The organism is Chryseobacterium sp. KLBC 52 (genome assembly GCF_003347605.1).
In the GTDB taxonomy this organism is placed as follows: Bacteria; Bacteroidota; Bacteroidia; order Flavobacteriales; family Weeksellaceae; genus Chryseobacterium.
In genome coordinates this window covers 108,847-134,444 of the sequence record NZ_QDFZ01000009.1, presented here as the reverse complement: position 1 = coordinate 134,444, position 25,598 = coordinate 108,847, and the positions used below count along the sequence as shown (strand labels likewise).

25 protein-coding genes are annotated in these 25,598 nt (G+C 36.1%); 10 read left to right on the top strand and 15 right to left on the bottom strand.

The genetic code is table 11. From position 1 onward, the window contains the following. Positions 1 to 4: 4 nt before the first annotated feature. Positions 5 to 604, bottom strand: a complete 600-nt coding sequence (locus tag DDF69_RS11760; protein WP_114820936.1) for a nitroreductase family protein — start codon at positions 602 to 604, stop codon at positions 5 to 7. A gap of 84 nt (positions 605 to 688) precedes the next feature. Between DDF69_RS11760 and DDF69_RS11755 the strand changes: the two genes are divergently transcribed. After that, positions 689 to 1,036: a winged helix-turn-helix transcriptional regulator gene (locus DDF69_RS11755; protein ID WP_034693356.1), complete on the top strand. Its 348-nt coding sequence runs from the start codon at positions 689 to 691 to the stop codon at positions 1,034 to 1,036. Here the strand turns inward: DDF69_RS11755 and DDF69_RS11750 are convergent. The 6 genes from DDF69_RS11750 to DDF69_RS11725 all read right to left on the bottom strand — a co-directional run bounded on the left by DDF69_RS11750 (position 1,033) and on the right by DDF69_RS11725 (position 4,534). Next, positions 1,033 to 1,605 carry an RsmD family RNA methyltransferase gene (locus tag DDF69_RS11750; RefSeq protein WP_114820935.1) on the bottom strand — a complete coding sequence of 191 codons (573 nt, stop codon included), beginning with the start codon at positions 1,603 to 1,605 and terminating at the stop codon, positions 1,033 to 1,035. The genes DDF69_RS11755 and DDF69_RS11750 overlap by 4 nt on opposite strands. A gap of 83 nt (positions 1,606 to 1,688) precedes the next feature. Further along, the gene (locus tag DDF69_RS11745; RefSeq protein WP_114820934.1) at positions 1,689 to 2,405 is read right to left on the bottom strand and encodes a DUF3822 family protein; all 717 of its coding nucleotides are present in this window, start codon (positions 2,403 to 2,405) and stop codon (positions 1,689 to 1,691) included. 18 nt (positions 2,406 to 2,423) lie between these two features. Beyond that, a complete protein-coding gene (locus DDF69_RS11740) occupies positions 2,424 to 2,918 on the bottom strand; it encodes a Smr/MutS family protein (protein WP_114820933.1) in 495 nt (164 codons plus the stop codon). Positions 2,919 to 3,061: 143 nt separating this feature from the next. Continuing rightward, positions 3,062 to 3,559: a metallophosphoesterase family protein gene (locus DDF69_RS11735; protein WP_114820932.1), complete on the bottom strand. Its 498-nt coding sequence runs from the start codon at positions 3,557 to 3,559 to the stop codon at positions 3,062 to 3,064. Next, positions 3,559 to 4,008, bottom strand: a complete 450-nt coding sequence (locus tag DDF69_RS11730; RefSeq protein ID WP_114820931.1) for a hypothetical protein — start codon at positions 4,006 to 4,008, stop codon at positions 3,559 to 3,561. The genes DDF69_RS11735 and DDF69_RS11730 overlap by 1 nt, the downstream gene beginning before the upstream one ends. Positions 4,009 to 4,066: 58 nt before the next feature. Next, a complete protein-coding gene (locus tag DDF69_RS11725; protein ID WP_114820930.1) occupies positions 4,067 to 4,534 on the bottom strand; it encodes a hypothetical protein in 468 nt (155 codons plus the stop codon). Positions 4,535 to 4,622: 88 nt separating this feature from the next. On the opposite strand from DDF69_RS11725, the gene DDF69_RS11720 reads away from it, so the two are divergent. After that, positions 4,623 to 6,167: a serine hydrolase gene (locus DDF69_RS11720; protein WP_114820929.1), complete on the top strand. Its 1,545-nt coding sequence runs from the start codon at positions 4,623 to 4,625 to the stop codon at positions 6,165 to 6,167. Positions 6,168 to 6,304: 137 nt separating this feature from the next. On the opposite strand, the gene DDF69_RS11715 is transcribed toward DDF69_RS11720, so the two are convergent. Both DDF69_RS11715 and DDF69_RS11710 read right to left on the bottom strand, forming a co-directional pair. Further along, positions 6,305 to 7,195: an archaemetzincin gene (locus DDF69_RS11715; RefSeq protein ID WP_114820928.1), complete on the bottom strand. Its 891-nt coding sequence runs from the start codon at positions 7,193 to 7,195 to the stop codon at positions 6,305 to 6,307. Continuing rightward, the gene (locus DDF69_RS11710) at positions 7,176 to 7,652 is read right to left on the bottom strand and encodes a SixA phosphatase family protein (RefSeq protein WP_114820927.1); all 477 of its coding nucleotides are present in this window, start codon (positions 7,650 to 7,652) and stop codon (positions 7,176 to 7,178) included. The genes DDF69_RS11715 and DDF69_RS11710 overlap by 20 nt, the downstream gene beginning before the upstream one ends. A 115-nt stretch (positions 7,653 to 7,767) precedes the next feature. Here DDF69_RS11710 and ruvX point away from each other — a divergent pair, with 115 nt between their 5' ends. The 6 genes from ruvX to DDF69_RS11680 all read left to right on the top strand — a co-directional run bounded on the left by ruvX (position 7,768) and on the right by DDF69_RS11680 (position 12,155). Further along, positions 7,768 to 8,184, top strand: coding sequence for a Holliday junction resolvase RuvX (gene ruvX / locus DDF69_RS11705; RefSeq protein WP_114820926.1), 417 nt, complete (start codon positions 7,768 to 7,770; stop codon positions 8,182 to 8,184). Beyond that, positions 8,181 to 8,753 (top strand): peptide deformylase, encoded by a 573-nt coding sequence (gene def, locus DDF69_RS11700; protein WP_110009647.1) that lies wholly within the window; start codon positions 8,181 to 8,183, stop codon positions 8,751 to 8,753. Before ruvX ends, def begins: the two co-directional genes overlap by 4 nt. 74 nt (positions 8,754 to 8,827) lie before the next feature. Beyond that, positions 8,828 to 9,385, top strand: coding sequence for a DUF5606 domain-containing protein (locus DDF69_RS11695; RefSeq protein WP_114820977.1), 558 nt, complete (start codon positions 8,828 to 8,830; stop codon positions 9,383 to 9,385). Between the two features lie 231 nt (positions 9,386 to 9,616). Then, the gene (gene mazG / locus DDF69_RS11690; RefSeq protein WP_114820976.1) at positions 9,617 to 10,384 is read left to right on the top strand and encodes a nucleoside triphosphate pyrophosphohydrolase; all 768 of its coding nucleotides are present in this window, start codon (positions 9,617 to 9,619) and stop codon (positions 10,382 to 10,384) included. A gap of 56 nt (positions 10,385 to 10,440) precedes the next feature. After that, on the top strand, positions 10,441 to 11,313 hold the full coding sequence (locus tag DDF69_RS11685; protein WP_114820925.1) for an SdiA-regulated domain-containing protein: 873 nt from the start codon (positions 10,441 to 10,443) through the stop codon (positions 11,311 to 11,313). 29 nt (positions 11,314 to 11,342) lie between these two features. Next, complete coding sequence (locus DDF69_RS11680) at positions 11,343 to 12,155, top strand: hypothetical protein (protein WP_114820924.1); 813 nt, start codon at positions 11,343 to 11,345, stop codon at positions 12,153 to 12,155. Between the two features lie 80 nt (positions 12,156 to 12,235). On the opposite strand, the gene DDF69_RS11675 is transcribed toward DDF69_RS11680, so the two are convergent. The 3 genes from DDF69_RS11675 to DDF69_RS11665 all read right to left on the bottom strand — a co-directional run bounded on the left by DDF69_RS11675 (position 12,236) and on the right by DDF69_RS11665 (position 17,983). Further along, positions 12,236 to 12,949, bottom strand: a complete 714-nt coding sequence (locus DDF69_RS11675; RefSeq protein ID WP_114820923.1) for a hypothetical protein — start codon at positions 12,947 to 12,949, stop codon at positions 12,236 to 12,238. A gap of 102 nt (positions 12,950 to 13,051) precedes the next feature. Next, positions 13,052 to 13,747 carry a hypothetical protein gene (locus tag DDF69_RS11670; RefSeq protein ID WP_162800916.1) on the bottom strand — a complete coding sequence of 232 codons (696 nt, stop codon included), beginning with the start codon at positions 13,745 to 13,747 and terminating at the stop codon, positions 13,052 to 13,054. Positions 13,748 to 14,266: 519 nt separating this feature from the next. Then, positions 14,267 to 17,983, bottom strand: coding sequence for a metallophosphoesterase (locus DDF69_RS11665; RefSeq protein ID WP_114820921.1), 3,717 nt, complete (start codon positions 17,981 to 17,983; stop codon positions 14,267 to 14,269). A 26-nt stretch (positions 17,984 to 18,009) separates the two neighbouring features. On the opposite strand from DDF69_RS11665, the gene DDF69_RS11660 reads away from it, so the two are divergent. Then, on the top strand, positions 18,010 to 19,185 hold the full coding sequence (locus DDF69_RS11660; protein WP_114820920.1) for a Pycsar system effector family protein: 1,176 nt from the start codon (positions 18,010 to 18,012) through the stop codon (positions 19,183 to 19,185). A gap of 19 nt (positions 19,186 to 19,204) precedes the next feature. After that, positions 19,205 to 20,128: a bestrophin family protein gene (locus DDF69_RS11655; protein WP_114820919.1), complete on the top strand. Its 924-nt coding sequence runs from the start codon at positions 19,205 to 19,207 to the stop codon at positions 20,126 to 20,128. Between the two features lie 4 nt (positions 20,129 to 20,132). Here DDF69_RS11655 and DDF69_RS11650 read toward each other — a convergent pair whose 3' ends face one another. The 3 genes from DDF69_RS11650 to DDF69_RS11640 form a co-directional block, all read right to left on the bottom strand. Then, positions 20,133 to 22,445 (bottom strand): GAF domain-containing protein, encoded by a 2,313-nt coding sequence (locus tag DDF69_RS11650; RefSeq protein ID WP_114820918.1) that lies wholly within the window; start codon positions 22,443 to 22,445, stop codon positions 20,133 to 20,135. A 263-nt stretch (positions 22,446 to 22,708) separates the two neighbouring features. Then, complete coding sequence (locus tag DDF69_RS11645) at positions 22,709 to 24,088, bottom strand: NADH-quinone oxidoreductase subunit N (protein WP_114820917.1); 1,380 nt, start codon at positions 24,086 to 24,088, stop codon at positions 22,709 to 22,711. A gap of 16 nt (positions 24,089 to 24,104) precedes the next feature. Continuing rightward, the gene (locus DDF69_RS11640; protein WP_114820916.1) at positions 24,105 to 25,598 is read right to left on the bottom strand and encodes a NuoM family protein; all 1,494 of its coding nucleotides are present in this window, start codon (positions 25,596 to 25,598) and stop codon (positions 24,105 to 24,107) included.

Sequence of the window (25,598 nt, the reverse complement as noted above, 5' to 3'; positions counted from 1 at the left end):
AAAATTACGCCTCCACAATTACTTTTTCAGCATCCAGTCTTTTCTTAGGATTAAATTTAGGCTGGTTTGCATCTGCTTCATCTCTTTCTCCGATGGCTACAGCAAATAAAGTTTCATATTTCTCATTATTCAGAACAGCATCATATCCTTCAGGTTCGATTCCTTCCATTGGGGTAGAATCTATTCCCATCGCTGCGCAGGCAGATAAAAGAACTCCTAAAGATAAATAGACCTGATGCCCTAACCACGATTTTATAGCCTCTTCACCTTTAGGTTTTACCATCGTTCGGTAGTAATTAACAGAGCCTTCCGGAAGGTTTTCTTCAATCTGTTTTTCAAAATTTTCTACATTTTTGATCACCTGAAAGACAATAATATGACTACTGTCCAACACTTTTTCTTTATTAAAATAAGATTTATCACCCAATTGCTTTTTCAGTTCAAGATCATTCACGAAAATAAAATTCCATGGCTGACTATTGATGGATGAAGGACTTAAATTTAAAATCTCCTGAAGTGTTGCAATTTGTTCTTCGCTGATTTTTCCCTGTGGGTTATACTTTTTTACAGTATACCTGTTTTTCATTTGGTCTAAAAAGTTCATAATTTTATACTATCATTTTTATAGTTACAAAAGTAATTTAAGTTTATTAACTTTGCAATAACGGTAAAAAATGATAGTATAAAAATGTATACAATAGATAATAAATCCTATCCCTGCTGTACCAGCGTCACGATGAAGTTTATAGGAGGGAAATGGAAAGCAGTAATTTTACACCATCTTATTGGCGGTGCTAAGCGTTATAACGAGATAAGAAAGTCTATTCCTACCATTACGGAAAGAACACTGAGTTTACAGCTAAAACAACTGGAAGAAGATGGAATTGTGGACAGAAAAGTTTTTACGGAAAAACCTCCTTTAGTGGTAGAATATGAATTGACAGACTTTGGAAAGACGCTTTTACCCGTGTTAGAAGCAATAACAAAATGGGGTGAAGAGTCTCCCGTAATATCAAAAAAAATAATCAGGAATTAAAGTTCCTGATTATCTTCTTTATTTGGCTCAAAAAAACTGAAACTTACGTTTCCGTATTTTCGGGTATCTATTAAATTGGGATGGTCAAGCTTCATTCGGCTTTGGTGTTCTACAATAAGAACCCCATTTTCTTTAAGGTATTTATTGTTTAAAACCAGAGAAATCAGCTCGTGGTATTTTTTCTCTTCCATTTCAAAAGGAGCATCAGAAAAAACAATCTCAAATGCCTTTTTATTTCTGAATTTTTTAAGCCAGTCGAAGACATCTCCTCTCTGCACATTGATCTGAAGTGCCATATCAAGCTCAGAAGCCGTAGTGTTGATAAATGCCGTATGCTTTGGATTCAATTCTACGGAAGTCACATTCTGACACCCTCTGGAAGCAAATTCCAAGGTGATAGAACCAATTCCTGCAAAAAGATCAAGCACGGAAATCGACTGCATATCGTATTTGTTTTCCAGAATGCTGAATAAAGCCTCTTTTGCAAAATCGGTTGTAGGCCTTACTTCAAAGTTTTTCGGAGCGGCAATTTTCTTGGCTTTCCATTTGCCTGATATGATTCTGAACATAGTGTTGTTAGGGTTTAGGTAATAGATTTTAGGTACTGGGTAATATGTTTGGGTTCTGATCCCTATTACCTGCGGCCTGCAACCTAATTAAGTATAAAATTTTTGTTGGGAATATTGTCAAAAACAATTTTCAGGTTTTTAACAAATTTCTGAAGTTCGGAAATAAACGTTTCATTTTCCGTAGTTTCTCCATAAGCATAAAAAGTGGTTTCATTGATTCCGAAACCAATCTTGCTCAATGTAAACATAATGAAGTAAAGGAAATCTACTTCAGAATTGACATCCAGATTATTATAAAGAATGATTTTCTTATTATCAATCGCAAAAAACTCACACTGATTATGATAGAGGTTGATGTGAATTTCTTTACTCGTTTTATTGTTGATTGAACTTAAAAACTTTTCTCCCGAGAAATTAAAATGAACCGGTATTGCCAGCTCTTTTATTTTCTTATAGTAGTTTTTCGGGAAAGTATAATAAAACTGAATATTGAATTTTTTGTTGATAGAAAGCATCAGTTCTTCCTTCTCCCTGTCAGTAGGAGCGTTGAAGGCAATCAGATCAAATCCTGCCTCATGCTCTGAAAAACCTTCCGGCATCAGGGTAAAATGATTCAATGCTGAAATCACATGGATTTCGTCATAGCGCTGCTTTATAAGAACTTCATCCAGCTTTTGGTCAATAAGATTGGCCGGTGTCTCTTCAGTAACGAAATAAGACTTTTCCTCCAGAATGCTTTTGTTTTTAACAATCTGGGAGATCAATCCGTCTTTGGTAAAAAGTAAATTAAGTACGTTCATATTTCAATTCCTGCAAATTTAGTGAAATTCTACCATTACCGCACCCGATTGATGGTGAAGTATTTCCTTATTATAAAAATCAATATTGACCTGGCTTTCCAATACATCCCGAACCATCCTCTGCAAAGTCCCGTCACCAATGCCGTGAACAATTTCCAATCTCTTCAGGTTGTTCTTTCTGCAAAACTCAATCACTTCAATCAGTTTTTCCTTTTGAATAAACAATCTTTCAAAACTGTCGTAATCATTGGGATTCTTTACCAAATTATGAAAATGCAGGTCTAAAACCAAATGATTTTTCTGATGTTTCTTAGAAATGATTTTTTTAGGCTCTGCTTTTCTTACGACTCTGATATTTTCATAAAGATCAGCATCTTTAGGAACTAGTTTTTCTTTGGGGTATTGATGGGTAAAACCATATTCATCTTTAAAAACGACAATATTTCCCTTCACGGAAGTAATTACTCCGCTTAAATCTTCATCTACTACCGAAACCTTATCGCCAATTTTCATATTTTTCAAGACTTCTGTGAGCCATTATTTGTGCAAAGGTAGAAAGTAAAAGGTATAGAAAACAAACTCCTTTACTCCCAATTCCCCTAAATTATCAAACGCTCACACTCTCCAACCCTAAAACTCTCCAACCCTCTCACTCATCAAACTCTCGGTCCCAGTTCAATCACCTCCAGATCTTTTATTTCCTCACCGTCTACCACAAAGCGCATCATGGTTCTTACTTTATGCCAGCCCTGTTTACCACAAGCTCCAGGATTCAGATGAAGAAGGCTGTTTTTCTCATCATACATCGCTTTCAAAATATGAGAGTGGCCTGAAATAAACAATTTCGGAGCTTTTTCTGCCATTTCTTTTTTAGTAAGCGGAGTATATCTCCCGGGATAACCTCCGATATGGATCATCAGAACTTCCAGTTTTTCACAAAAGAAACGGTTCACTTCCGGAAATTCTGCCTGAATTTTAGCATTATCAATATTTCCGTAAACACCCTTCAGTGGTTTTATTTTTTCCAGCTGCTCAATGACATCCAGACTTCCGAAATCCCCGCAATGCCATACTTCATCAGCCTGAGAAGCATATTCCAGAATTCTGTCATCAATATAAGAATGAGAGTCGGAGAGGAGAAGAACTTTTGTCATTATCTAAGGGTTCTTTCGGTAATATTTTCGTTGTATTTATCTTTAAAAACAGCTACACGGTCAGGATTAAGCTCCCCGTCGTGGTTGATTACTCTTTCTTTCAATAGCCATTTTATCAGCTTTTCCATTCCTTTTTTGGAATTCATAAAATTGGCAATTTTAGCAATATCCGTAGATTCTACCTTTACTTTTTCTGTCAGAAAATTCAGGATAAAATAATCATCACTTACATAGCTTGGCGTTTCATTATCCATATAACGGTAAAGAAGAACTTCTTCATCATCTTTCATTGAGAAAAATGAATACTGTGCCACATTGATTTTTTCAGCCTTCAGGATCTGTTTTCCATCCAATAAAACCTTATCGTCTTTGATGCTTACATTCTGAGAGAAATATAAATTACAGCTTATCATCAATAAGAAGAAAGCCAATAATCTGTTAACTGCCATTTTACTATTTTTTTAAGACTGCAAATATAAAGAAGCTTTTATCAATTCGCAGGAGATCCTAATCAGTAATATTTTTTGTTTTTCTGATAGAATCCATTTTCTTTTCAATATCTGCGCTGAAAACCTTTTTCAGTTTCAGTTGATTCTCTGTAAGCTTTGAAATAACAAAAGTACCCGTCATATTGGTATTGGAAGGGAAAACTAAAGTTACTGTAGAATCTGATGCTTTTTTCCAGCTCCCGATATAACGGTCCGGTTTTTCATTTTTCTTAATAACAGGTTCTTCCGGGGTGTCATATTTTAAGGTAGATTTAATGAGATTTCCTGTGATTTTTCCATTTTTCTGAAATCTTATTCCTTCTCTTCTTGCTTCAAAACCATCCTGTTTTTCATAAGTATAAATATAGGTATCCATTTTACTGAGATTCCAGGTCTGTAAAAGTAAAGGATTTGAAGTTCTGTCCTGGGCTTTGATACCACTGATAGCGAAAAGAGAGAAAATACAGATACAAATAGGCTTTTTCATGAATACAACTGATTTATCGTAAAGTTTTAGCACGGCTAAAATTAGCATCGCTTAATATTTAGTAAATTTGGGAAAATTAAAATAAACAATGAAACAGAAACTTTCTTTTTTCATTTTTCTTTTGACCGTAGGATTGGCGAACGCACAGGTTGAAGAAAAAAAGCTGGACGAACTGATCCAAAATACCCTGAAAACCTTTGATGTACCGGGAATGTCGGTAGGAATTGTGAAAGATGGCAAAATGATCTATTCCAAAGGTTTTGGAGTACGTTCTCTTACAACAAAGCAGCCGATGGATGACAATACGCTGGTAGGGATTGCTTCCAACTCAAAAGGTTTTACCTGTACAGCATTAGCCATCTTAGCAGATGAAGGAAAACTGAACTGGGATGATAAAGTTTCAAAATATATTCCTGAATTTCAAATGTATGATCCTTACGTTTCCCAAAATGTAACGATCAAAGATCTTATTACCCACAGAGCAGGATTAGGACTTGGCCAGGGAGATCTAATGTTTTTTCCGGAAGGAGGAAATTTAACTGTTAACGATATCGTTCACAATGTGAGATACCTGAAACCGGAAAATCCTTTCAGAACAACACTAGATTATAACAACATTATGTTTATTGTAGCCGGAGAAGTCATTCACAGAGTTTCCGGATTAAGCTGGGCAGAATTTATTGAGCAAAGAATTATGAAACCTGTAGGTATGACTTCAAGTTTTGGAAGCTACAACAGAGCAAAAGCTATTGCTAATAAAATTGATGCACACGCTCCTGTAGACGGAAAAGCAATTGCTGTTCCTCACGACTGGAATGAGACAGGCAATGCAGCAGGAGGAATCATGAGTAATATTAAAGATATGACAACCTGGGCAGAATGTCTGTTGAATAACTTTACTACTAAAGACGGAAAAAAACTGGTTTCTGATAAGAATGTACAACAGTTATGGAGCTTGCAGATTCCAGATAGGGTGGCTGCAAAAAATCCTTATGATACAAGTTTTTACGGATATGGTTTAGGATGGTTTCTAAGTGATGTTAAAGGACACAAGCAGGTACAGCATACTGGTGGACTGATTGGAACCGTTACCCAATTTACTTTAATTCCGGATATGAAACTGGGAATTGTAGTATTGACGAACCAACAGTCCGGAGCAGCTTTCAATACCATTACCAATACGGTGAAAGATTCTTACCTTGGAGTAGCCGACAGAAACTGGCTGAAAACCTATGGCGAAAGAATGTCTAAAATGGAAGCTGAATTCAACAAACAGAAGAAAGATGCTTATGCAAAATCTGAAGCTTTCAAAAAAGAAAAAGCACTGCAGCCAAAGGCAGAACAGTTTACAGGAACATATAATGACGTTTGGTTTGGTGATGTAGACATTGCACAGCAAGGAAATACCTATAGAATTTCATGTAAAAACTCTCCGAGATTAAAAGGAGAATTACTTCCTTACTCTAATAATTCTTTTATTATCAAATGGGATGACAGAAGTTATGATGCGGATGCCTACATTATTTTCAGCTACGACGAAAACGGAAAAGCAGAATCTGCAAAATTGAAAGCGATCTCTGATGTGACGGATTTCAGTTTTGATTTTGATGATCTGGATTTGAAGAAGAAATAAAATCGAAATCATATAAGATATTTATAGAGAACGGGCTTGGGTCCGTTCTTTTTTTGTTAACCACCCCGTCAAAAAAAATATTTTTTTGCCACCCCTCCGGTGGAGGGGAATGAGCAGTCGGTACAACAAATGTTGGTTTATTGTACAATATTCAGATCCTGATTTGCTAGCGTAAGCTCTGTGTTAAGATGTTGCTTTTCAAAGAAATTTTTCAATTCAAGAAGTCTTTTCTTAGGATCATAATGGATACTTGAATTCAGTTTTCTCTGGCAGAGTGAACATGCTCTTGCGAGGTGATAATCTGTTTCAGTAAGCGTATTGGTTCCATTCATCACGCAGTTGGCATTCAGACAATGGCTGATTCCGAACATATGACCAATCTCGTGTGAGCTGATTTTTACTAGTCTTAAAAGGCTTTCATTGAAATTTGAATGGGTCAAATGTCCGCCTGCAAATCTGTACATCGAAGTTACTCCTACACCATCTTCATAAGAAGCCAATCCAAAAACATAGTTCCATTCCGGTTTTGGGAAAAGGTCTTTTTCGGTAATTCCCATCAGTACGACAGCGTCTTTTGGTTTTCTTCTGATCAGAATGCTGTCCAGTACATATCCTGCAAGAATCTGTTCATTCCCTTCCTTTGAAATTCTTTTTACATTTGCGGGGAATATCGTGTTAGGCAGAGTGGGGAGTATTTTGGTCTCCAGCTGGTAATATGTTTTTAAATATTCCTTTGTGAGAGTTATTTCTTTTTTCTGAAGTTCATCGAATGCTCCTATGGGTTGAAGATAAATGGTATTCTTTCCAGGTTCTGGTTTTATTCTTTTTAATTTTTGAAAATCTTCAAATGTCTGGAAATGCTCATCATGATTATACCGCCAGCTTCCGGGTTTTGGAGAAGAGGAAAGTTTGATGTCATTGCTTGCAATAGATTCATAGTAATTTTTCTTCTGTTTCTGACAAGAGAAAAGAAGGAGTACTGCAACAGAAAAAAATAGAAAAGTGAAATTATATTTTCCCCGGTTCATAAAAGAAAAGAAGTTTCTTTTTAGCACCGTCGAATTCTGACCAGGATTGGCAGTCTACTTCAAAGCCTGCAACGCCGCAAGTGGGGAAATGGAAAATATCCTCAGAAATGGAATTGGCAAAATTGGAAATTCCATTATTATGAGAGAAGAACGCCACCGAATTCAGGTTGTCATCCAGATCATAAATTACAGATTCAAAGCTTCTTTCCGAAGGGTTATATAGTTTTTCATCAGTTGAACAGTTCAGCTGATACGCCTGATTAAAGATTTTACAGGTATTCAGTGCACGAACCGCGGGGCTCGATACAAAATGGTCTATAGAAATATTATTGCTTTTCAGGAATCTGGACATGTGCATAGCATCCTCCAAACCTTTGTCTGCCAAAGGTCTGTCAAAGTCCTCCGTTTCCTCCGGCCAGTCGCTTTTTGCATGTCTAACGAGGATGAGTTTCTTCATATAATTGTTTTTTGGAAGATTAAAATTATAAAAAAAATAATGGAATAAAACATGATTTATATAAAAAAACTGCGTTATGAATAAAATCAGTAAATTTTACTAAATTTGCAAACTTATGGGACAAATCCTTGCAATAGACTACGGAAAGGCTCGTTGTGGCATCGCAGCAACCGATGATATGCAGATTATAGCCAGTGGGCTGGAGACTGTAGAGAACCGTTTTTTAATGGAATTTTTGAAAAAATATTTCAGTGAAAACAAGGTGGATGAAGTAGTGATTGGGCTTCCCATAGATTTGAAAGGAAATGTTTCGGAAGTGGAAACCGATATTTTAAAATTCATAGAAGAATTTAAAAAAGAATTTTCGGATATTGCAGTTCACCGTTTTGACGAAAGATTTACTTCCAAGATGGCTTCATTTTTTATTTCCCAAAGTGGAAAAAGTAAGAAAAAGAGGCAGGAAAAAGGATTAATAGATAAAGTAAGTGCAACAATTATATTGCAGAATTTTTTAGAACAAAGATTAAGATGATATTACCGATAAGAGCTTTTGGGGATCCTGTTTTGAGAAAAGTAGGAAAAGATATAGACAAAGACTATCCCGAATTACAGGAACTGATAGATAACATGTTCGAAACCATGTACAGCGCAAATGGCATAGGTCTTGCAGCGCCACAGATTGGTTTGGACATCCGTCTGTTTGTAATAGATGTGACGCCTCTTGCAGAAGATGAGGACTATGAAGATATTAAAGATGAGTTGGCAGAGTTCAAAAAAGTATTCATCAACGCTCAGATTCTTGAAGAATCAGGGGAAGAATGGAAGTTCAATGAGGGTTGTCTTTCTATCCCGGATGTAAGAGAAGATGTGAAAAGAAAAGGAACAATCGTTATTGAATATTATGACGAAAATTTTGTGAAACATACAGAAACTTTTTCCGATATTAGAGCCCGCGTAATTCAGCATGAATATGACCACATTGAAGGGATTCTGTTTACCGACCACCTGAGTGCTCTGAAGAAGAAACTGGTAAAAGGTAAGCTGACTAAAATCTCTCAGGGTGACGTAAACATCGGTTACAAAATGAGATTTCCAAAGTAATTAAATAAGGATTAAAACGAATAATAAAAAGCAAAAAGCTAGTGCTGATTGCAGAATTTACAAAAAATAAAATTATGCTGTTAGAAAAAATAATTTCAATTTCTGGAAAACCAGGACTTTTCAAATTAGTTTCTCAATTAAGAAACGGATTCATCATTGAAGATGTTACCAACAAGAAAAAAGTAAGCATTGGAAACTCAAGCCAGGTAAGTTTATTGGATAATATTGCCATGTTTACATTTGAGAAAGAAGTTCCTTTGTTTGAAGTATTTGAAAATATTGCTAAAAACAACGATTATAAGGAAACAATCTCTCATAAATCTTCTGATGCAGATCTGAAAGATTTCATGTTGGCATCTCTTCCTAACTATGATACAGAAAGAGTATATTCTTCTGATATCAAAAAATTGGCTCAGTGGTATAATATCCTTCAGAAAGCAGGATATATCACTCCTGATAGCTTTGTAAAAGCGGAGCCTGAAACTTTAGAAGGTGAGCCAGCTGAGGAAGTAAGCATTGAAAAAGAAACTAAAAAAGCAGCTCCAAAAGCAGAAAAGCCAGCAGCTCCAAAAGTAAAAGCTACTTCCGCTGCTAAATCAGCTCCAAAAAGTACACACAGAAAACAAGGATAATTCATTTTTGAATTAAAAATACAAAGCCTTGTCTGGAATTTCCGGACAAGGTTTTTTATTTTTTAAAACAAAAGATATTGGCGCGCTAATATTCCAAACCTGACAGGTTTCGAAAACCTGTTAGGTTTACATATCCAATATCCGAATTCTGCATGCCGCAACTTTTACTTCCAACGTTTGTAATGATGTCCGAATATCCCTTACATTTGTATGAGATTGAATTTTCAAACTATGAATACGAAACAAGAGAAACTGGAGGCCTTTGGAAGATTACTGGATATTATGGATGATTTGCGTGAAAAATGTCCATGGGATCAGAAACAAACGTTAGAATCCCTTCGCCATCTTACCCTTGAGGAGACTTATGAACTTTCAGATGCCATTTTGCAGAATGATTTACAGGAAATAAAGAAAGAGTTGGGCGATGTCCTGCTTCATCTGGTTTTTTATGCTAAAATAGGTTCGGAAAAAGAAAGCTTTGACATTGCAGATGTTATCAACTCCCTGAATGAAAAGCTGATCTTTCGTCATCCTCATATCTATGGAGATACGGAAGTGAAGGATGAAGAAGAAGTGAAGCAGAACTGGGAAAAATTAAAATTAAAAGAAGGAAATAAATCTATTTTGGGTGGAGTTCCGAAAAGTCTGCCGAGTTTGGTGAAAGCCTACAGAATTCAGGATAAGGTAAAAGGAATCGGTTTTGAGTTTCACGATGCTGAAGACGCCTGGAAAAAGGTAGATGAAGAAATTCAGGAGTTTCATGCAGAGACTGATTTGGATAAAAAAGAGCAGGAGCTGGGTGATGTATTTTTCTCTTTGATAAATTATGCAAGGATTTCAGGAATCAATCCGGATTCTGCGTTGGAAAGAACCAATCTGAAGTTTATTTCAAGATTTCAAAAGATGGAAGGTCTTGCCGAGGAGCAGGATTTAAAACTGGCAGATATGTCTCTGGAAGAAATGGATGTTCTCTGGGAAAAAGCAAAAAAACTTTCATAGTTGCCGATTGGAACAATTAATGCTTCTTACATTCAATTAAAAAATAAAAAATAAATATGTTACGTTTTCTTATTTTACCTGCTTTTCTTTTATTCAGCTGCAATCCAAAAGCTCAGAATTCCCCTACGAAGGAGGATGAATTGAAAGTTCAGTTTTCCTTACCGAAAAAGTTGAAGGAAGTTTCCGGAATTACTTTGTCGCAAGATAAGAAAACCATCTGGGTGATAGAAGACAGGGGAAATAAAAATGCAGTATACGGATTAAGCGATAAAGGCGATATGCTGGCAAAAATACCGGTGGAAAATTCTGAAAATACAGACTGGGAAGATATTATATCTGATTCTCAGGGAAATATCTATATCGGAGATTTTGGAAATAATGACAATAACAGACAGGATCTGGCGATCTTAAAAACAGATTTAAAAGATACCAAACAAATTGTAACCAAAGTTACCCAGACTACAAAATTCCATTATCAGGGGCAGACAGAGTTCCCTCCAAAAAAATCAAATCTGTTGTATGACTGTGAAGCTTTTGTTGAAATGGACGGAAATTTTTACTTATTCACCAAAAACAGAAGCAAAGGTTTTGACGGAACTTTCCTTGTATTCCAGGTACCGAATAAGGAGGGTGATTTTGAAGCGAAGCTTATAGGAAAATTAAAGCTTGATGGAGGGTATAATGATGCTGCTATTACCTCTGCGAGTATCAACAGTACAAAAGATAAAATCGTGTTGCTTACCCATAAAAATGTTCATGTTCTGAGTGGGTTTACTGCAGATAATTTCAGTACTGCTAAAATTCAAAAAATTCCTTTGAATCATAATTCCCAGAAGGAAGCTCTGGTATTCTTTGATGATAAAACATTAATGATAGCAGATGAGAAAGGGAAAGATGAAGGGGGAAATGTGTATAGTTTTTCACTATAACCTTTATCTTTGCAGCTGATTAAATAACTATGAAGAAAATATTTTATATCTTATTGGTACTAGGGTTATCCTCTTGCAGTAGTACTAATGATGAGTTTATAACTGTAAATGAAAATCAAACTGAAGATTTACAACCTGATAAAGGGTATATTTTTCTGATGGATCAGCGCACAGCATTAATGAGTCCAGATAAATACTATCGGTTTTTCTACGAAAATGGACGTTTACAGAAAATGCTTGGAAGAAACTATTTCGTAACCGGAAATTCTCAATTTTTTTATCCTGATGTAATTACTCAGTTAAGTTATACAAACAATAAGGTACAAGTAGATTATCTTGAACCGGAAATGACTTCCGGATATAGAACGACTTCTTACCTGATGGAACACAACAGACCTGCTAAGGCTGAAAAGTATTATAAGAATGGAACTATTGCCGAACTTGAGATGACAAGAACTTATACCTATGGATCCAATACGGTAAGTGTATATACTAAACTTGGTTATCAGGAATTTTTTACAACATATTACTTTGATGCAAATAGTAATCTCTCTAAAAGTGAAACATTAGAAAAGACGAGTGGTAAGGACAAGCAGTTCACCACTACGTTGTATTCAGATTTTGACAATGCTAAAAATCCATTTAAAAAATTATTTTTGATTAATGATGATTTTTATGAAAAGAGTTTATCAAAAAATAATTTCAGAGCTAAGGAATCAGTGACTGAATATGCTGATTATCCTGATACCGGTGTACCTCCGCAGCCAGGCATATCCAAATCAAAATGGACCTACAATTACGATAATAATGGCCAGGTATTATTATATTTTCCATTGCAATAGCAGATAAAATAAACCCTACAGAGGAATCTGTAGGGTTTTAAAATGGATGAATGTTATGGAAATGATGACGCTTGCATTGTTTACTGTGTAAGATAGGAGATACTGATATTACCTTTTGATAATCTGAAATCCTGAGTGTATATACATCTGAGCCTGAAAGTTTCTCCGGCAGCAAAAGATTGTATGCCTGTAAGCTGATGATATACATAGTTTGTTCTCTCTCCATGTCCTGTTGATATTGCTGAAACTAAGTTTTGGGTATCAGCCTCTCTCTGAAGTTGTGATGTTGCTGTTCCTTCTGTCTGATTGGTTCCGTTGAGGTTTAAATCATATGTAAAGTAGGTTGCTACATTATAGAAACCTGCTTTATTGACCGTAAATATCCCAGTGTTTGCATCATAGGAAATAAAATTATTATCTATTTTGTTAACAATATTATAGATGAAATTTTTAGAAAAGTTTTCAAAAGTTCCGGTTAGGTGGCTTCCTGTATAGCTGCCGGAACTGGGTGATATATTATCCTTATTCGCTACAAAAACTACTTTTAAAAAATTCTGAGATTCTATACTTCTCCAAGTAGGAGCTGTACCGGCGCCGTTGGAACTTAAAAATTCGCCGTCTTTACCTGCGGTACCCTGTACACTTTCAGAACCTCCAACGTTTAATTCTTTTACCAGCTGCAGTGAGCCGTTAACATGCAATGTTCTCTGCGGAGTTGGTGTTAGTATTCCCACTTGCGCATTGGCTACGAATGACATGATTAGGAACGATGTCAGTAATAATTTTTTTTTCATTAGATTAAGTATTTTGTTGTTGATCGTGTAAAGTATTTCTGTTTTCAATAGTATGACCTGTGAAGAATCTGAGGCGTTCAGTAAAACTGCAGGGCTTCAATTCTAAGGAAGCAGATAAGAAATGCTGATATTGCCTGAGGTTAATCTGAAGTTCTGAGTATAAACGGATCTCAGAGAAAAGGTTTCTCCGGAATTGAGAAGCTTTATACCTGTCAGCTGATGATATATATTTTCTGTTCTTTCTCCGTGTCCAGTAGACACTGCCGAAATATAATCACTCATATCTGAACTTCTCTGAAGTCTTGAGATTGCTGTCCCCGCAGTCTGATTAGTTCCATTCAAGCTTAAGTTATAAGAAAAGTAAGTTGAAATGTTATAATATCCGGTCCTGTTAACTGTGAATATCCCTGTATTGGCATCATAGGAAACATAATTATTATCTATCTTATTGACGATATTATAGACATAATTTCTGGATGGTCCGTCATAGTCTGTTGCGCTGCTGCTCCCTGTATAACTGCCTGTGCTGGGTGAGATATTTGTTTTCTGCCCTGTAAAAACAATCTTTAAAAAATTTTGCGATTCTACAGTTCTCCATACAGGTGATGTTCCGGCCCCGTTGGAACTTAAAAACTCTCCCTCCTTTCCTGCAGTACCCTGAACATTTTCAGACCCTCCTACATTGAATTCTTTTACCAGCTGTAATGAACCATTAACGTGCAGTGTTCTCTGTGGAGTAGAGGTTAATATTCCTATTTGAGCATTGGCTAAAAATGACATGATTAGAAAGAATGTCATCCATAATCTTTTTTTCATCGGATTGATCTATTGTTATTTTTGATAACAAAATTATTTTTTTTTTATAACCCGTAATTTGTAAAAAAGTGAATACTATTGAGTGAGAGAAGGGTTTTTCTATGTCAATAATACGTGAAATAATCATGTGGATTAATTATTTTTTTTAAATATCACTATTTTGTGATTTTTTTAATTTCTTGTAGATATTTATCTACTTTCCTGAGATTTTTTCTTATGGCCGATAAAATCAGATCTTTAGGTTTTCTTTTTGTAATGAATGGATAAATCATCAAATTACGTTGCACTGAAATTCAAATAAATTTAATTTGTTAACCTGAATTTTGGGAATATAAGAAAGATATCTGTACTTACAGCATTGAAAATATGGCTTTTAATTAAAAGCCATATTTGTCGTATCAGTCAAAAATGTAAGGATAAAATTTTAATTATTACATTTTACAAAAATTGATTTGAGGTGATCGTTATAAGAGTGATCATCAACTTTTTCCTGTAGAAACTTTAAAATTTCATTCCCACTCCGGCAGAAATTCTTCCGCCATCTGAACCATAGAAATAATTCAATCTTGCAGACATCATTTCCACAATGCTCAGCCATACTCCTGCACCCACAGACTGATGCCATTTTCTGGAATTTTCATGGTCATTCCAGACACGGCCGGTATCATATCCGATAAGAATCCCCATATTGGCAGGAACAATATTATTTCTTACTCTTCCAAAATCCCATCGGATTTCCGAGTTATTGGTAAAATAGGATCTTCCTGAGAATCTCTCGTTTCTGAAGGCCCTCATTCCATTATTACCTCCGATAGCTGCAGCCTGATAAAATTCAAAATTATTGTTATTAATCCACATCACATTGCTGGAATTGGCGAATACAAATTTCCCTTTTTTATCAATCCTGTGATCAATAGCCAACTTTCCTTTTATGGTCACGAAATTCTTATTAAAATCGGAAAGGGTTGCCTTCCAGTCAGCATTCAGCATAAATTCCAGTCCAAGAGTAGGGAAGGCTGTATTATCCGCATTTTTATAGCCAAAGGTATAATTGGCTCCTACAAACTGCTGGCTGTTGAATACGCCAGGTCTCACATCCGGTGACTGGTTGATGAAACGGTCAGCCTTTCTTTGTACTTTATTATCTTCAAAAGTCAGTTGAAACTGGTGGCTTAGGTTCATCCAGCTCTTTTGAGAGATGGATGGAGCAAAGTTGAATTTGGAAATTCTGGCTCTGTTGTATTCTCTTTCTGTATCTTCTTTGTCATATTCACTTTCATTGGAAAGTCCAAAGAAGTTTTGAGAGAATCTTGGTGTTGTATAAAATGCATCAAGGTTGATATCCCAACCTGAGATTGCTTTTTTAAATACACCTTTGTACGTCAGGCTAAATCCTGCTGTAGCCGTATAAAAATTAGCTTTTAAACTGTGTCTTTGAGTAAATGGGTCACGGATAAAATTATTCACCGTGTAATTGGCCAGAACGCCTACAATCACCCCGTCATCCGGATTGTAATCCAGGTTGGGATATCCTGCAACAGAATTATATTTAGGATGCTTATAATTATAGCTGTTGATGTCATAATCATCCGTAATGTTTTTGGTTGCATTTCCGGAATTGTAAGTGTTTTTCTGAGATTTAAAATCGTAGATTTTCACTTTTCTTCCATCTGCAACGTTGTAGGTGTCATGGTTATATCCGCCAATCAGTCGGATCGTCATTTTCGGATTTCCGCTTCCTGTCACTACATAGGTGTCATCATCTTCCAGTCCGTAGATCCATAATTCTTTTGTTTTAGAATCGTGATAAGTTTTTTCAAAAACCAGCTCATTCTGATCTTTGTTTTTACCCAGATAATATTGCTGTACCAGTACGGAATGTCCGTTTTTGGTGATGATAAACTTATCAGGATGTACCGTTCCTGCCAAAGGAACTTTTTTCTGCAGTACATCATAATACTGTGCTGCATAGCTCTGAAGTTTGGTTTTTCTTGTTTTCAGTTTTCTCTGAATTTTAGCAATGGTGTCATCCTGCACTTCTTTAGGAAGATTGTGGAATGCTTCATCAATATCCGCATCCGTAAGATGTTCCTGAATATATTTGGCCTGGGTTTCCCATTCATTCTGGTCTGCACCTTTTAAGAATACAAGATCCATCGGATAAGGTTCCATAGCGAGCCATTTTACACTGCTGATATCTTCTGTAAAGGTTTTCATATGACGGATGGCAGGAACATTCATAATGATTTTAAAGGCCGCCCCGTCATATTTACTGAATGCCTGATCCCTGTCTTTTGGAATGGGTTTATAGATCACTTTATCACCCTCTTCGTATTGCGCCCATTTCCACTGGTCGGAATGTCTGTCCCAGTCACCGATAAGCATATCAAATAATCTTGCTCTGATATAGGATTCCCTGTCTACAGAATATTTATCACTTTTACCAAGGTTTTTAAGGACATCATCGGTGGAAACGATGTCTTTTGCATGGTCAAGATAAGCTAATGTTTTGGGATCGGAAGAAAAACGTTCCTCAATCATATACATTTCATCCCCGTAGTTTTCGTTATATCTTCCCAAAGCCTGCTGCTTGGGAATATAATACAGTTTCGGATTACTATGAAAAATACCCAGCTTTTCTGACATATTTCCAATAGTAAATGGGGTAAACGGATGATTGGTCGTATAAAAATCAAGTAAAAATTTTTCTGGGAATGTATCTGCAAGCTCTTCTCCCAATGTGCTTTTCTGGAAAGCCATATTATTCAGAAAACGGATGGCACTTTTTTTCACTCCACGCATGACGAATTCCTGTCCGTCTGCAGATTTCAACCGTAAACTGTTGGATTGGTTTCCTCCACCTTCCCGGAAAGGAATATATCCTCCGTTCAATTCTGAAAGATTAGCGGTTGGAGCCTCAATAGGAATTCCATAATATCTTCTGTAATGATCTCCCCAAAGCCAACGGTAAAACTTTCTTTTTTCAGTAAGCGCTACCGGGTAAATGGTGGAAGAAAATGTGGCAGGAAAAGAATTGGGGAAATTATTGATAAATACATCCGGTTTGGAAATCACAGAAATATGAGTAAGCTTTTGAAGCTGGGCATCTTTGGTTGAAAAATACTCAACATCTGTACTTTCATCTTTTCTGAAATTTAAAACCGCAAAACCACTGCCTCCGTAGGAAAAGTCTGTTTTTTCTACAATGGTAGAGGGATCTGTTTTAGAACCTGCACCACTGATGATCTGTCTTAAGTTTCCATCTTCATGATATTGCAGGTTATGGTCATGGCCGGATACGAAAATAATGTTTTCTTTATCCTGAACAATACTTTTCAGTCGGTTGGCCAGATCTGCATAATGCTGATTATTGATATCTTCAGGACTGGCTCCTGAGGAACTTCTCAATATATTGATTACACTTGCCACCACAGGAACAGGAACTTTACTCTTTAAAGGAAAGAGATGGGATTTTGCAGAATTAAAACCTGCATGAGTTCCACTGCTGATGATGGGATGATGTAGGGCAACAATTATTTTTTTTCCCTGATTTTTAATGATCAGATCTTTAAATTCTGTGAAAAAATCTTCACGGGTTTTGATATTGCAGTTTTTGTTGATTCCGGGATAATTGTCCCAGTTGGCAATCACCCATTCTGTATCGATGGCAATAAGTTTGATATCTTTGGAAACATTGATATCATCAATAGGACAGCCGTTTTTTGGTAAGAAAGCTTTTTTATCATCAAGATATTTTTTAACCAGTGCTTCCTGGTTATTCAACCCTTCCAATCCGTTATACCAATCATGGTTGCCCGGAATTACAAGTGTTTTCCCTTTGAAATTTTTGGTTATGGAAAGCTGATTTTCCAGTTTCTGCTTTGCTGTGGCGTAATCTTTATCTGTTTCTTTAGGCATCCCATTGGGATAGATATTGTCGCCCAAAAAGATCAGCATAGAATTGCTATCTGCAGAATCCAGTTTACTTTTCAGTAAATTCAGAGTTTTTTGTGCCTGAGGTTCATCTGAGTTTCCTGCATCTCCAACCAGAAAAAGTTTAAAATCATTATCGGATTTTATTTCGGAATCTTTTACTTCATATAAGTTTTCGCCCTTTTGCACGTTATAGGTAGCACAGGAATAAAGGACTCCTGCGGACATTACTGTTCTAAGAACAATAGAAGTATTTTTTAGATGAGTTTTAAAGGATAAATTCATAAATTTACATTAACAAAATTTCAGGGATGAGCATTTTACAAAAAGCTAAAAATTATGTTGAAATCTTATTCAAAGATAAGTTATCTTCAGTATATTTTTATCATAATTTTATCCATACTGCCTATACAGTGAATAAGGCTGAGGAAATCATGAAAAATACCCCTGTTTCTGAGGAGGATCAGGAGAAGGTACTCGTAGCATTATGGTTTCATGATACGGGGTATATAGAATGTGCCCTGAACCATGAGGAAAGAAGTGTGGAGGTGATGAAAGCCTTTTTACAACAGGAAAATTATCCTGAAAACTATATTGCAGATGTTGAAAAACTGATTCTTGCCACTAAAATACATTACGAACCTCAGAATCTATTGGAAAAAATTGTAAAGGATGCCGATTTCAGCCATTTTGCAGGCCATGATTACAGTGATATTTCCGATGCTTTAAGAAAAGAATGGGAACTTACCAATGTAAGATGCTTTTCCAATGAAGAATGGAATGCCGGAAATCTGGATATGCTGAAAAATAAGCATACTTTTTATACGGATTATGCCAAGGAAAACTGGGAACCTCTGAAAAAGAAAAACATCAAAAAGATCGAAAAGAAGCTGGAAAAAGAAGAGGAGAAAAAAGAAAGTAAAAAGGAGGTTTCGGAAGGTAAAAAAGAAAAGGAAAAATCAGACAGAAGTGTAGATACCCTATTCAGAGTTACACTGAACAATCATACAAGATTAAGTGACATTGCAGACAGTAAAGCCAATATTCTTTTATCGGTAAATGCCATTATTATCTCGGTATGTCTTTCTGTATTGGTTCCGAAGCTGGATGCTCCAAAAAATTCACATTTAATTCTTCCAAGTTTCATATTATTGCTGTCTAGTGTACTGACGATTATATTTGCGATTCTGTCCACCAAACCGAATGTCACCAAATCAACATTTACTTCTGAAGATATTACCAACAGAAAAGTAAACCTGCTGTTCTTTGGGAACTTTCAGCAGATGTTGTTTGACGATTATAACAATGCGATGAAAGACCTTATTAAAGACAGAGATTATATCTATGATTCTATGGTGAAGGACCTGTATTATCTGGGAAAAGTTCTTAACAGGAAGTATAAGCTTTTATCCATTACCTATAAGATCTTTATGGCTGGAATTATTATTTCCGTTTTATCTTTCGGAGTGGCTTTTCTTAGTCTTTAATTAATAAACATACACACAAATGATTGTCAGACAGCGTACCAATTGGCTGAAAATGTTATTTATATGGAGAGGATCCGTATTAAAGAAAATTGTTGTTCAGCTTTCCATTATCACGCTGTTTTCCTTAGCTATCTATTTTTTCAAAGGAAAAATCTTTGACTATAAAGTACATCTTAATCCTACCATCTTTACATTGATAGGATTGGCGCTCGCTATTTTTATGGGTTTCTGTAATTCTGCAAGTTATGACCGTTTCTGGGAAGGACGGAAACTGTGGGGATTACTTGTCATTGAGACCAGATCTCTCACAAGACAGATTTTATCCTTAGTGAATGATTCTTCTCCTCAAGCTAAAGAGGAAAAAGAGAGAATCATCAAGCTGATCTCTGCATTTTCCTGGTCACTGAATTTTCAATTAAGAGATAAATCTGGTACAGAACATCTTGAGAGACTGCTTTCATCTGAACAATTAGAACAGGTGAAGAATAAGAAATTTATTCCCAATATTATTCTTGGATTTATTGCAGATTGGCTCAACGAACAGAATAAAAAAGGAAATATAGATACCATTGTCATGACTTCGATGGATCATCAGCTGAACCAGTTTTCTAATATTTCCGGAGGCTGTGAGAGAATTTACAATACACCATTACCCTTTGCTTACAGTGTTTTGCTGCATCGTACTGTTTATCTCTATTGTTTCTGGCTTCCATTTGGATTGGTAGATTCTTTAGGCTGGATGATGCCTTTGATCGTTTTGTTGATCAGCTATACCTTTATTGCCCTTGATGCCATTATTCAGGAGATTGGTGAACCTTTTGGTGAAGAAGAAAATGACCTTGCATTGAACAGCATCTGCCGTACCATTGAGTTTTCTATTTTTGAGCAGGCAGGAATTCCACAAGGGGAGTTGAAGAAACCGGATACTTATTTTGTGGATTAGTTTTCTATTCCTCCGGAAGTGTAAAAGATACCCTCAGCGCCAGCAATCCTGTAATTCCCTGAAGATCTTCTACTCTTAAAAATTCTACGTCATTTTGTAAAACTCCTTTTTTCTGGAGTTTAGAAATATAATCCAGATATTCCTTTTGGTTTTCCATGCCGAAATAAACGATGGTAATTTTTCCGGGAGCAGTAATGCGTTCTGAAGAATCTTTTACGTGGGCTTTATCCAGACGCTTTTTGATAATCTCGTAATAGGAATTGTAAGCTCCGTCTACATCAAAGCGTTTTTCATCCATTCTGAAACGGATGTCTATTTTTTCATTATAGACAAAAATCAGTGAAGCAATATCAAGTGGTACCGGAAGATACTTTTTGAACGACTGAAATTCAAGTTCCATTTTACAGATGGTTTTCAGCTGCCAGTATCTCAGTTTGTGAACTACTTTCGAAGTATAGTGCAGGTCAGGAGCTATGGTAGAACCACTATAAAGATTATGTTCCACACCGTCAGATTTAAACCTTTCATAATAATGCGGAAAAATTTCCTGTGCTTTTACCTGGCTTTCGTCCAGCATATCTGCCAGTTTTCGGTTGACCAGAGTGATAGAATCATCAAGGTTTTTCCGGTGGTGATAAAACAGATCCGTAGATGTATAGATGTGTGAGAAATAATCTTTAATTTTTGTCTTTATTTCTCTGGATGTTCTTACTTCCAGTTTTCCCTGTAAAAAAGGATGGATTTCTTCCCTTAATAATCTCTGAAAACGTTGTTCCGTATCTGCTTTGATCTCGTTGTTGATCTCATTCTCAAAAACATCCAGTGCCAGTACAAATTTTTCCGAATCGGAATTGGTGAGTGTCAAAACTTCATTCAGCCATTCAATTTGTTGATTAAGATCCTGCAGCATCAGATTAAAACGTTTTTCAGAAGAAGAACGGATATCTGAAACCCCAAACAAAGGAGTCAGATTTTTGAATGCAATCTGCTTTAAGGTATATATTTTTTTTCCCAGCGATGCCGTAAAATATTTCTCAGCTTCATTTCTGAATTTCCAGACCACACTGTCGTGGATGGTTGTATATTCACGCTGGATAATAGCTTCAATCTGGTAATTTTTCTCAAAGTAAAATCTGTTCAGAGAAAAAAGAACCATATCGGTGAAAAACTCCAGTTTTTTAAGTTTTAAACCATTGAAACTTCCGGCAATAGGAGAGGTGAATTCCATGATCGCAAGGAGTTCACCATCTTTCATGATAGGAATTACCATGAAACTGTTCACATTATTATCCTTTAAAATACTGAAGGAAGGAAGCAGCTTGACATTTTCTTCCAGGTTATTTACATTGGAAACGACTACAGGTTTTGAATTGTGATTTAAATTATTAAAAGTACTCTTACGCGTTTCTTCATCAAATGCATTGATCCAGAAATCCAGGATATGGTTGGTAAGAAGACTCTCATAGATCGGGAGCTTATCCAGTTTCTGTTCCTTTTTATTGAATGTCATTAACCCGAAACTGAGTTCCGGAACATCAAAATAAGATTTGAAAATTTCCGTAAGATTTTCGTTGGGATTCATATTTTCCGGATCAATTTCAATCATGCTTGATTTCAGATCAGAAAGGGCAACTTCAGAGGTGCAGTCTACCAGTGAAATAATGGTAAATCCTTTCAATATCCAGGATTGAGATGGGAAATATTTCTTCCAAAGCTTAAAGTCATCAAGATTTTCCAGAAGCATATCCAGAACGTCATCAGATGGAATTCTGGCTTCTTCTGTAGGCGTTATTTCGGTAAAATCTGAATTGACCGTAATTTTATAATGTTTCATGATTCCCTGTTTGTTGGGAATATCATAATAAAACGGAATGGTACTTTTAATATCTTTTTTGAAGTAGCTCTGAAGAATCAGACAACAGCAGAATACATAAAATTCATTATCTGAAATATTTCTGAGTTCTATTTCGAAGTCTTTTCCTGCATCTTTCAGAATATCTTTAAACCTTTCGGTATAGTTGAAAGTAATATTGGAAAGCGGAATACTTGCTGCTTTTATTTCGTTTTTGGTAAGACCCGTTGGGAAAAGATCAGCAAGAAGCAGTCTGATGAGGTCTTCATGTTTTTCAAGAAGGGTCGTGTCCTGAAATCCCTCTCTAAGATCTTTAAAATTTCTGGTGCTCTCTAGTAAAGACTCCGCATAATTGACCCTGTATTCCAATCTGTCATTATATCGGATATGTTCCAGAACATCCAAATATTTTTTGAATGATATATAAACCTGAAAGGGAGAGTCTTTTTTATAGAGATTAGCCAAGAGCTGAAAAATTTAAAGTAAAGTTATGAAAAAAGGAGAATATTGATCGTGTGGAATTTTTATTTTATTGTACATAATTTGCAGGTGCTTTGGGAAACTCTGCAAGGTATTTTATAATTCCTTACTGTTTTTTATAAAGACAGATTATAGATTTACTGATAAACAAAAATTGTAATTTTTTGGGTAAGATATTAATTATTTAAATAAGATAATAAAAAAGCACAACTGAGAAGTTGTGCTTTTTATATTGTAGAGTTCTGATTTTACAATCCGAACATTCTTGCAAATAGATCCGGGAAAACTCCAAGGATACTGATCAAAGCAATAACAACTACTCCAATGATATTGTAAGTAAGGGTTACTTTTTCTGATGATTTGAATGTTGATTCTTTAAAGAAGAACATCGCAATGATCAGTCTTAAATAGTAAGCAATAGATAGGGCAGAACCTAACACAGCTACCAATACTAAGAAAGCTGCACCGTTCATAGCCTGGGAGAATAAAGCAAATTTCCCCATGAAACCAGCTGTTAACGGAACTCCTGCCATTGAAAGCATAGAGATTGTTGCAGCTGTTGCTAATAAAGGTTCAGTTTTTGCCAATCCTTTGAAGGCTCCGAAAGACGTTTCTCTCTTTAATTTCTCTACCCAGATCAGGCACATGAAAACTCCTACTGTAGATAAAGAATAAGCAAACAGATAGAAGGCAAGGTTATACGTAGAAAGGCTTGTCATTCCGAAGAATACCAATCCGATATATCCTGCGTGAGATACTGAAGAGTATGCCAGCATTCTTTTTGCATTTGTCTGAGCAAGACCCATAACGTTTGCCAAAAGTAAAGTAATGATTAAGAATACACCTAAAACATTAATCCACTCGTGAGTTACCCCAGCGAAACCAAGCGTCATCAATCTGAAGAGCGCAAAGAATCCGGAAATTTTTACTACACTTGCCATGAAAGCTGTGATTAATGAAGGAGAACCTGCATATACATCAGGGCTCCACATGTGGAAAGGTGCCAAAGCTACTTTGAACGCCAATGCACAAAGAATCAGTAATACTCCTAAGATGAACATTACATTCCCTGAATTAGCTACTCCAAAATCATGAATCTTGTAAAGATCAAAACTTCCTGCACTTCCGTAGATGAACGCAATACCAAACAGTAAGAAACCTGTTGCGAATGCACCCATAAGGAAATATTTAATAGAAGCTTCGTTGGATCTTAGATCAGTTTTGTTCGCTCCAGCCATTACATATAATGGAATAGAAAGGATCTCAACTCCTAAGAACATCGTTACCAGGTTCTGGTATCCGAAAAGGATGATCCCTCCACACAATGCAAATAGCATCAATGCATATAATTCCGACTGGTGGCTTCTGTGGTTGCTGAACGCAAAACCGCCCAGGAAGAATAATAATAAAGTTGTTACGATTGATATTTTAGTGAATAATGCGGTATTGTCACTGTACTCATACATATGCTTGTAATGATCGAAGAACGAACATTCCGGCATAAAACTTACGTACAATGCAATGATTAATCCCAAAATCCCAATGTATCTTGCGAATTTTCCTTGTTCAAAAACTCCTGAAAATAACGCAATAACTGCCGTTAGGAAAACAATAATTAAAACACTCATTTCTTAAAATATCAAATTAACTTACCATTGATTGGTAGATAAACTTCACCGAACTACTCACCATGTCGATTACCGGTTGTGGGAAAATACCTAGTAAAATCACAAAAACCGCTAAACTTGCCAATACAGAAAATTCTACGCCTGATAAATCTTTTGCTGTACTTAAAACGGCTTCATCTCCTTCTCCAAACATTGCTTTTCCGTAGAATCTCAATAAATACACCGCACAAAGAATTACCGTAAGACCAGCAATTACTGCTGCTGTTCCGTTAAAATCATAAACAGATTTCAACAAAATAAATTCCCCGATGAATCCATTGGTTAATGGAACTCCCATTGAACCTAATATGATGATCAGGAACAACACCGCAAACTTAGGCGCTACTTTAGCTAAACCACCCATTTGTCTGATGTCTCTTGATTTAAATCTCTTATATAAAATATCACAACAGTAGAATAAACCTACTACGTTGATACCGTGAGCAAATGTCTGTACCAAAGCTCCTTCAGCACCTTCTACATTGAAAGTTCCTCTTAAAGTAACTACTGCAGAAGCGAAGATCCCTGCTACCATCAATCCTACGTGAGAGAAAGAAGAATACGCAATGATTCTCTTCATATCCGTCTGGATAATAGCGATCAACGCACCGTGAACAATTCCTACAATAGCAAGAATAATTACGATCTGACCTGAAATTCCGGCAATCGGAAGTGGAGTGATTGGAAGTAAATAACGCATTACACCGTATACTGCCATCTTCAGCATGATCCCTGATAATAACATGGATCCCTGAGTAGGAGAGTAGGTATACGTGTCAGGCTGCCATGTATGGAAAGGGAATACCGGTAATTTCACTGCAAAAGCAAAGAAAATAAACCAGAATACCACAGTCTGCTGTACTTCGTTCAATTGTGCATTATATAAATCTGTTAAAGCGAATGATGCAGAGTGGTTGTACACATAGATCAATCCGGCTAACATAAATAATGATCCCACGAATGTATATACGAAGAATTTCGTAGTGAACTCGAACCTTTTATTCTCTTGTCCCCAAAGTCCGGCAATGAACCAAATTGGAATCAAAGTTACTTCCCAGAAAATGTAGAATAACAATCCGTCTAAAGAAGTGAACACTCCTACAAGACCAAACTGCATCAACAGAATCAGTCCGTAGAATGTATTTCTGTAGTTTACATTTTCATTGAAAGATGATAAAATAATGATTGGAGCCAGAATGTTGGTCAATAATAAAAGAAGCATGCTCATCCCATCGATACCGAAGTGAAGAGAGCTCTTCATAAATCGTGACCATGGATAATTGATCTCATGCTGCAATACGCTGTCTACTGTCGGAGTAAAATCAAAATCCGAAAGTACGTAAAACGTAAGGAGCATTTGTACCAATGCAATTCCAAGCGCCAAATATTTGCTGGAATTATTCTTCCAGGCAAAAACTAATCCCGAACCTACTAGAGGTAATAGTAATAATGTTAATAACAAACAAGACAT

What these genes read in the sequence shown, in the direction of transcription:
- ruvX (WP_114820926.1), top strand. Translation starts at nt 7,768, where the DNA reads ATGGGACAAATCCTTGCAATAGACTACGGAAAGGCTCGTTGTGGCATC.
- DDF69_RS11725 (WP_114820930.1), bottom strand. Translation starts at nt 4,534, where the DNA reads ATGAAAAAGCCTATTTGTATCTGTATTTTCTCTCTTTTCGCTATCAGT.
- DDF69_RS11645 (WP_114820917.1), bottom strand. Translation starts at nt 24,088, where the DNA reads ATGAGTGTTTTAATTATTGTTTTCCTAACGGCAGTTATTGCGTTATTT.
- DDF69_RS11745 (WP_114820934.1), bottom strand. Translation starts at nt 2,405, where the DNA reads ATGAACGTACTTAATTTACTTTTTACCAAAGACGGATTGATCTCCCAG.
- DDF69_RS11675 (WP_114820923.1), bottom strand. Translation starts at nt 12,949, where the DNA reads ATGAAAAAAAAATTATTACTGACATCGTTCCTAATCATGTCATTCGTA.
- DDF69_RS11665 (WP_114820921.1), bottom strand. Translation starts at nt 17,983, where the DNA reads ATGAATTTATCCTTTAAAACTCATCTAAAAAATACTTCTATTGTTCTT.
- def (WP_110009647.1), top strand. Translation starts at nt 8,181, where the DNA reads ATGATATTACCGATAAGAGCTTTTGGGGATCCTGTTTTGAGAAAAGTA.
- DDF69_RS11640 (WP_114820916.1), bottom strand. Translation starts at nt 25,598, where the DNA reads ATGTCTTGTTTGTTATTAACATTATTACTATTACCTCTAGTAGGTTCG.
- DDF69_RS11740 (WP_114820933.1), bottom strand. Translation starts at nt 2,918, where the DNA reads ATGAAAATTGGCGATAAGGTTTCGGTAGTAGATGAAGATTTAAGCGGA.
- DDF69_RS11670 (WP_162800916.1), bottom strand. Translation starts at nt 13,747, where the DNA reads ATGACATTCTTTCTAATCATGTCATTTTTAGCCAATGCTCAAATAGGA.
- DDF69_RS11720 (WP_114820929.1), top strand. Translation starts at nt 4,623, where the DNA reads ATGAAACAGAAACTTTCTTTTTTCATTTTTCTTTTGACCGTAGGATTG.
- DDF69_RS11680 (WP_114820924.1), top strand. Translation starts at nt 11,343, where the DNA reads ATGAAGAAAATATTTTATATCTTATTGGTACTAGGGTTATCCTCTTGC.
- DDF69_RS11660 (WP_114820920.1), top strand. Translation starts at nt 18,010, where the DNA reads ATGAGCATTTTACAAAAAGCTAAAAATTATGTTGAAATCTTATTCAAA.
- DDF69_RS11715 (WP_114820928.1), bottom strand. Translation starts at nt 7,195, where the DNA reads ATGAACCGGGGAAAATATAATTTCACTTTTCTATTTTTTTCTGTTGCA.
- DDF69_RS11750 (WP_114820935.1), bottom strand. Translation starts at nt 1,605, where the DNA reads ATGTTCAGAATCATATCAGGCAAATGGAAAGCCAAGAAAATTGCCGCT.
- DDF69_RS11755 (WP_034693356.1), top strand. Translation starts at nt 689, where the DNA reads ATGTATACAATAGATAATAAATCCTATCCCTGCTGTACCAGCGTCACG.
- DDF69_RS11760 (WP_114820936.1), bottom strand. Translation starts at nt 604, where the DNA reads ATGAACTTTTTAGACCAAATGAAAAACAGGTATACTGTAAAAAAGTAT.
- DDF69_RS11685 (WP_114820925.1), top strand. Translation starts at nt 10,441, where the DNA reads ATGTTACGTTTTCTTATTTTACCTGCTTTTCTTTTATTCAGCTGCAAT.
- mazG (WP_114820976.1), top strand. Translation starts at nt 9,617, where the DNA reads ATGAATACGAAACAAGAGAAACTGGAGGCCTTTGGAAGATTACTGGAT.
- DDF69_RS11730 (WP_114820931.1), bottom strand. Translation starts at nt 4,008, where the DNA reads ATGGCAGTTAACAGATTATTGGCTTTCTTCTTATTGATGATAAGCTGT.
- DDF69_RS11655 (WP_114820919.1), top strand. Translation starts at nt 19,205, where the DNA reads ATGATTGTCAGACAGCGTACCAATTGGCTGAAAATGTTATTTATATGG.
- DDF69_RS11735 (WP_114820932.1), bottom strand. Translation starts at nt 3,559, where the DNA reads ATGACAAAAGTTCTTCTCCTCTCCGACTCTCATTCTTATATTGATGAC.
- DDF69_RS11695 (WP_114820977.1), top strand. Translation starts at nt 8,828, where the DNA reads ATGCTGTTAGAAAAAATAATTTCAATTTCTGGAAAACCAGGACTTTTC.
- DDF69_RS11710 (WP_114820927.1), bottom strand. Translation starts at nt 7,652, where the DNA reads ATGAAGAAACTCATCCTCGTTAGACATGCAAAAAGCGACTGGCCGGAG.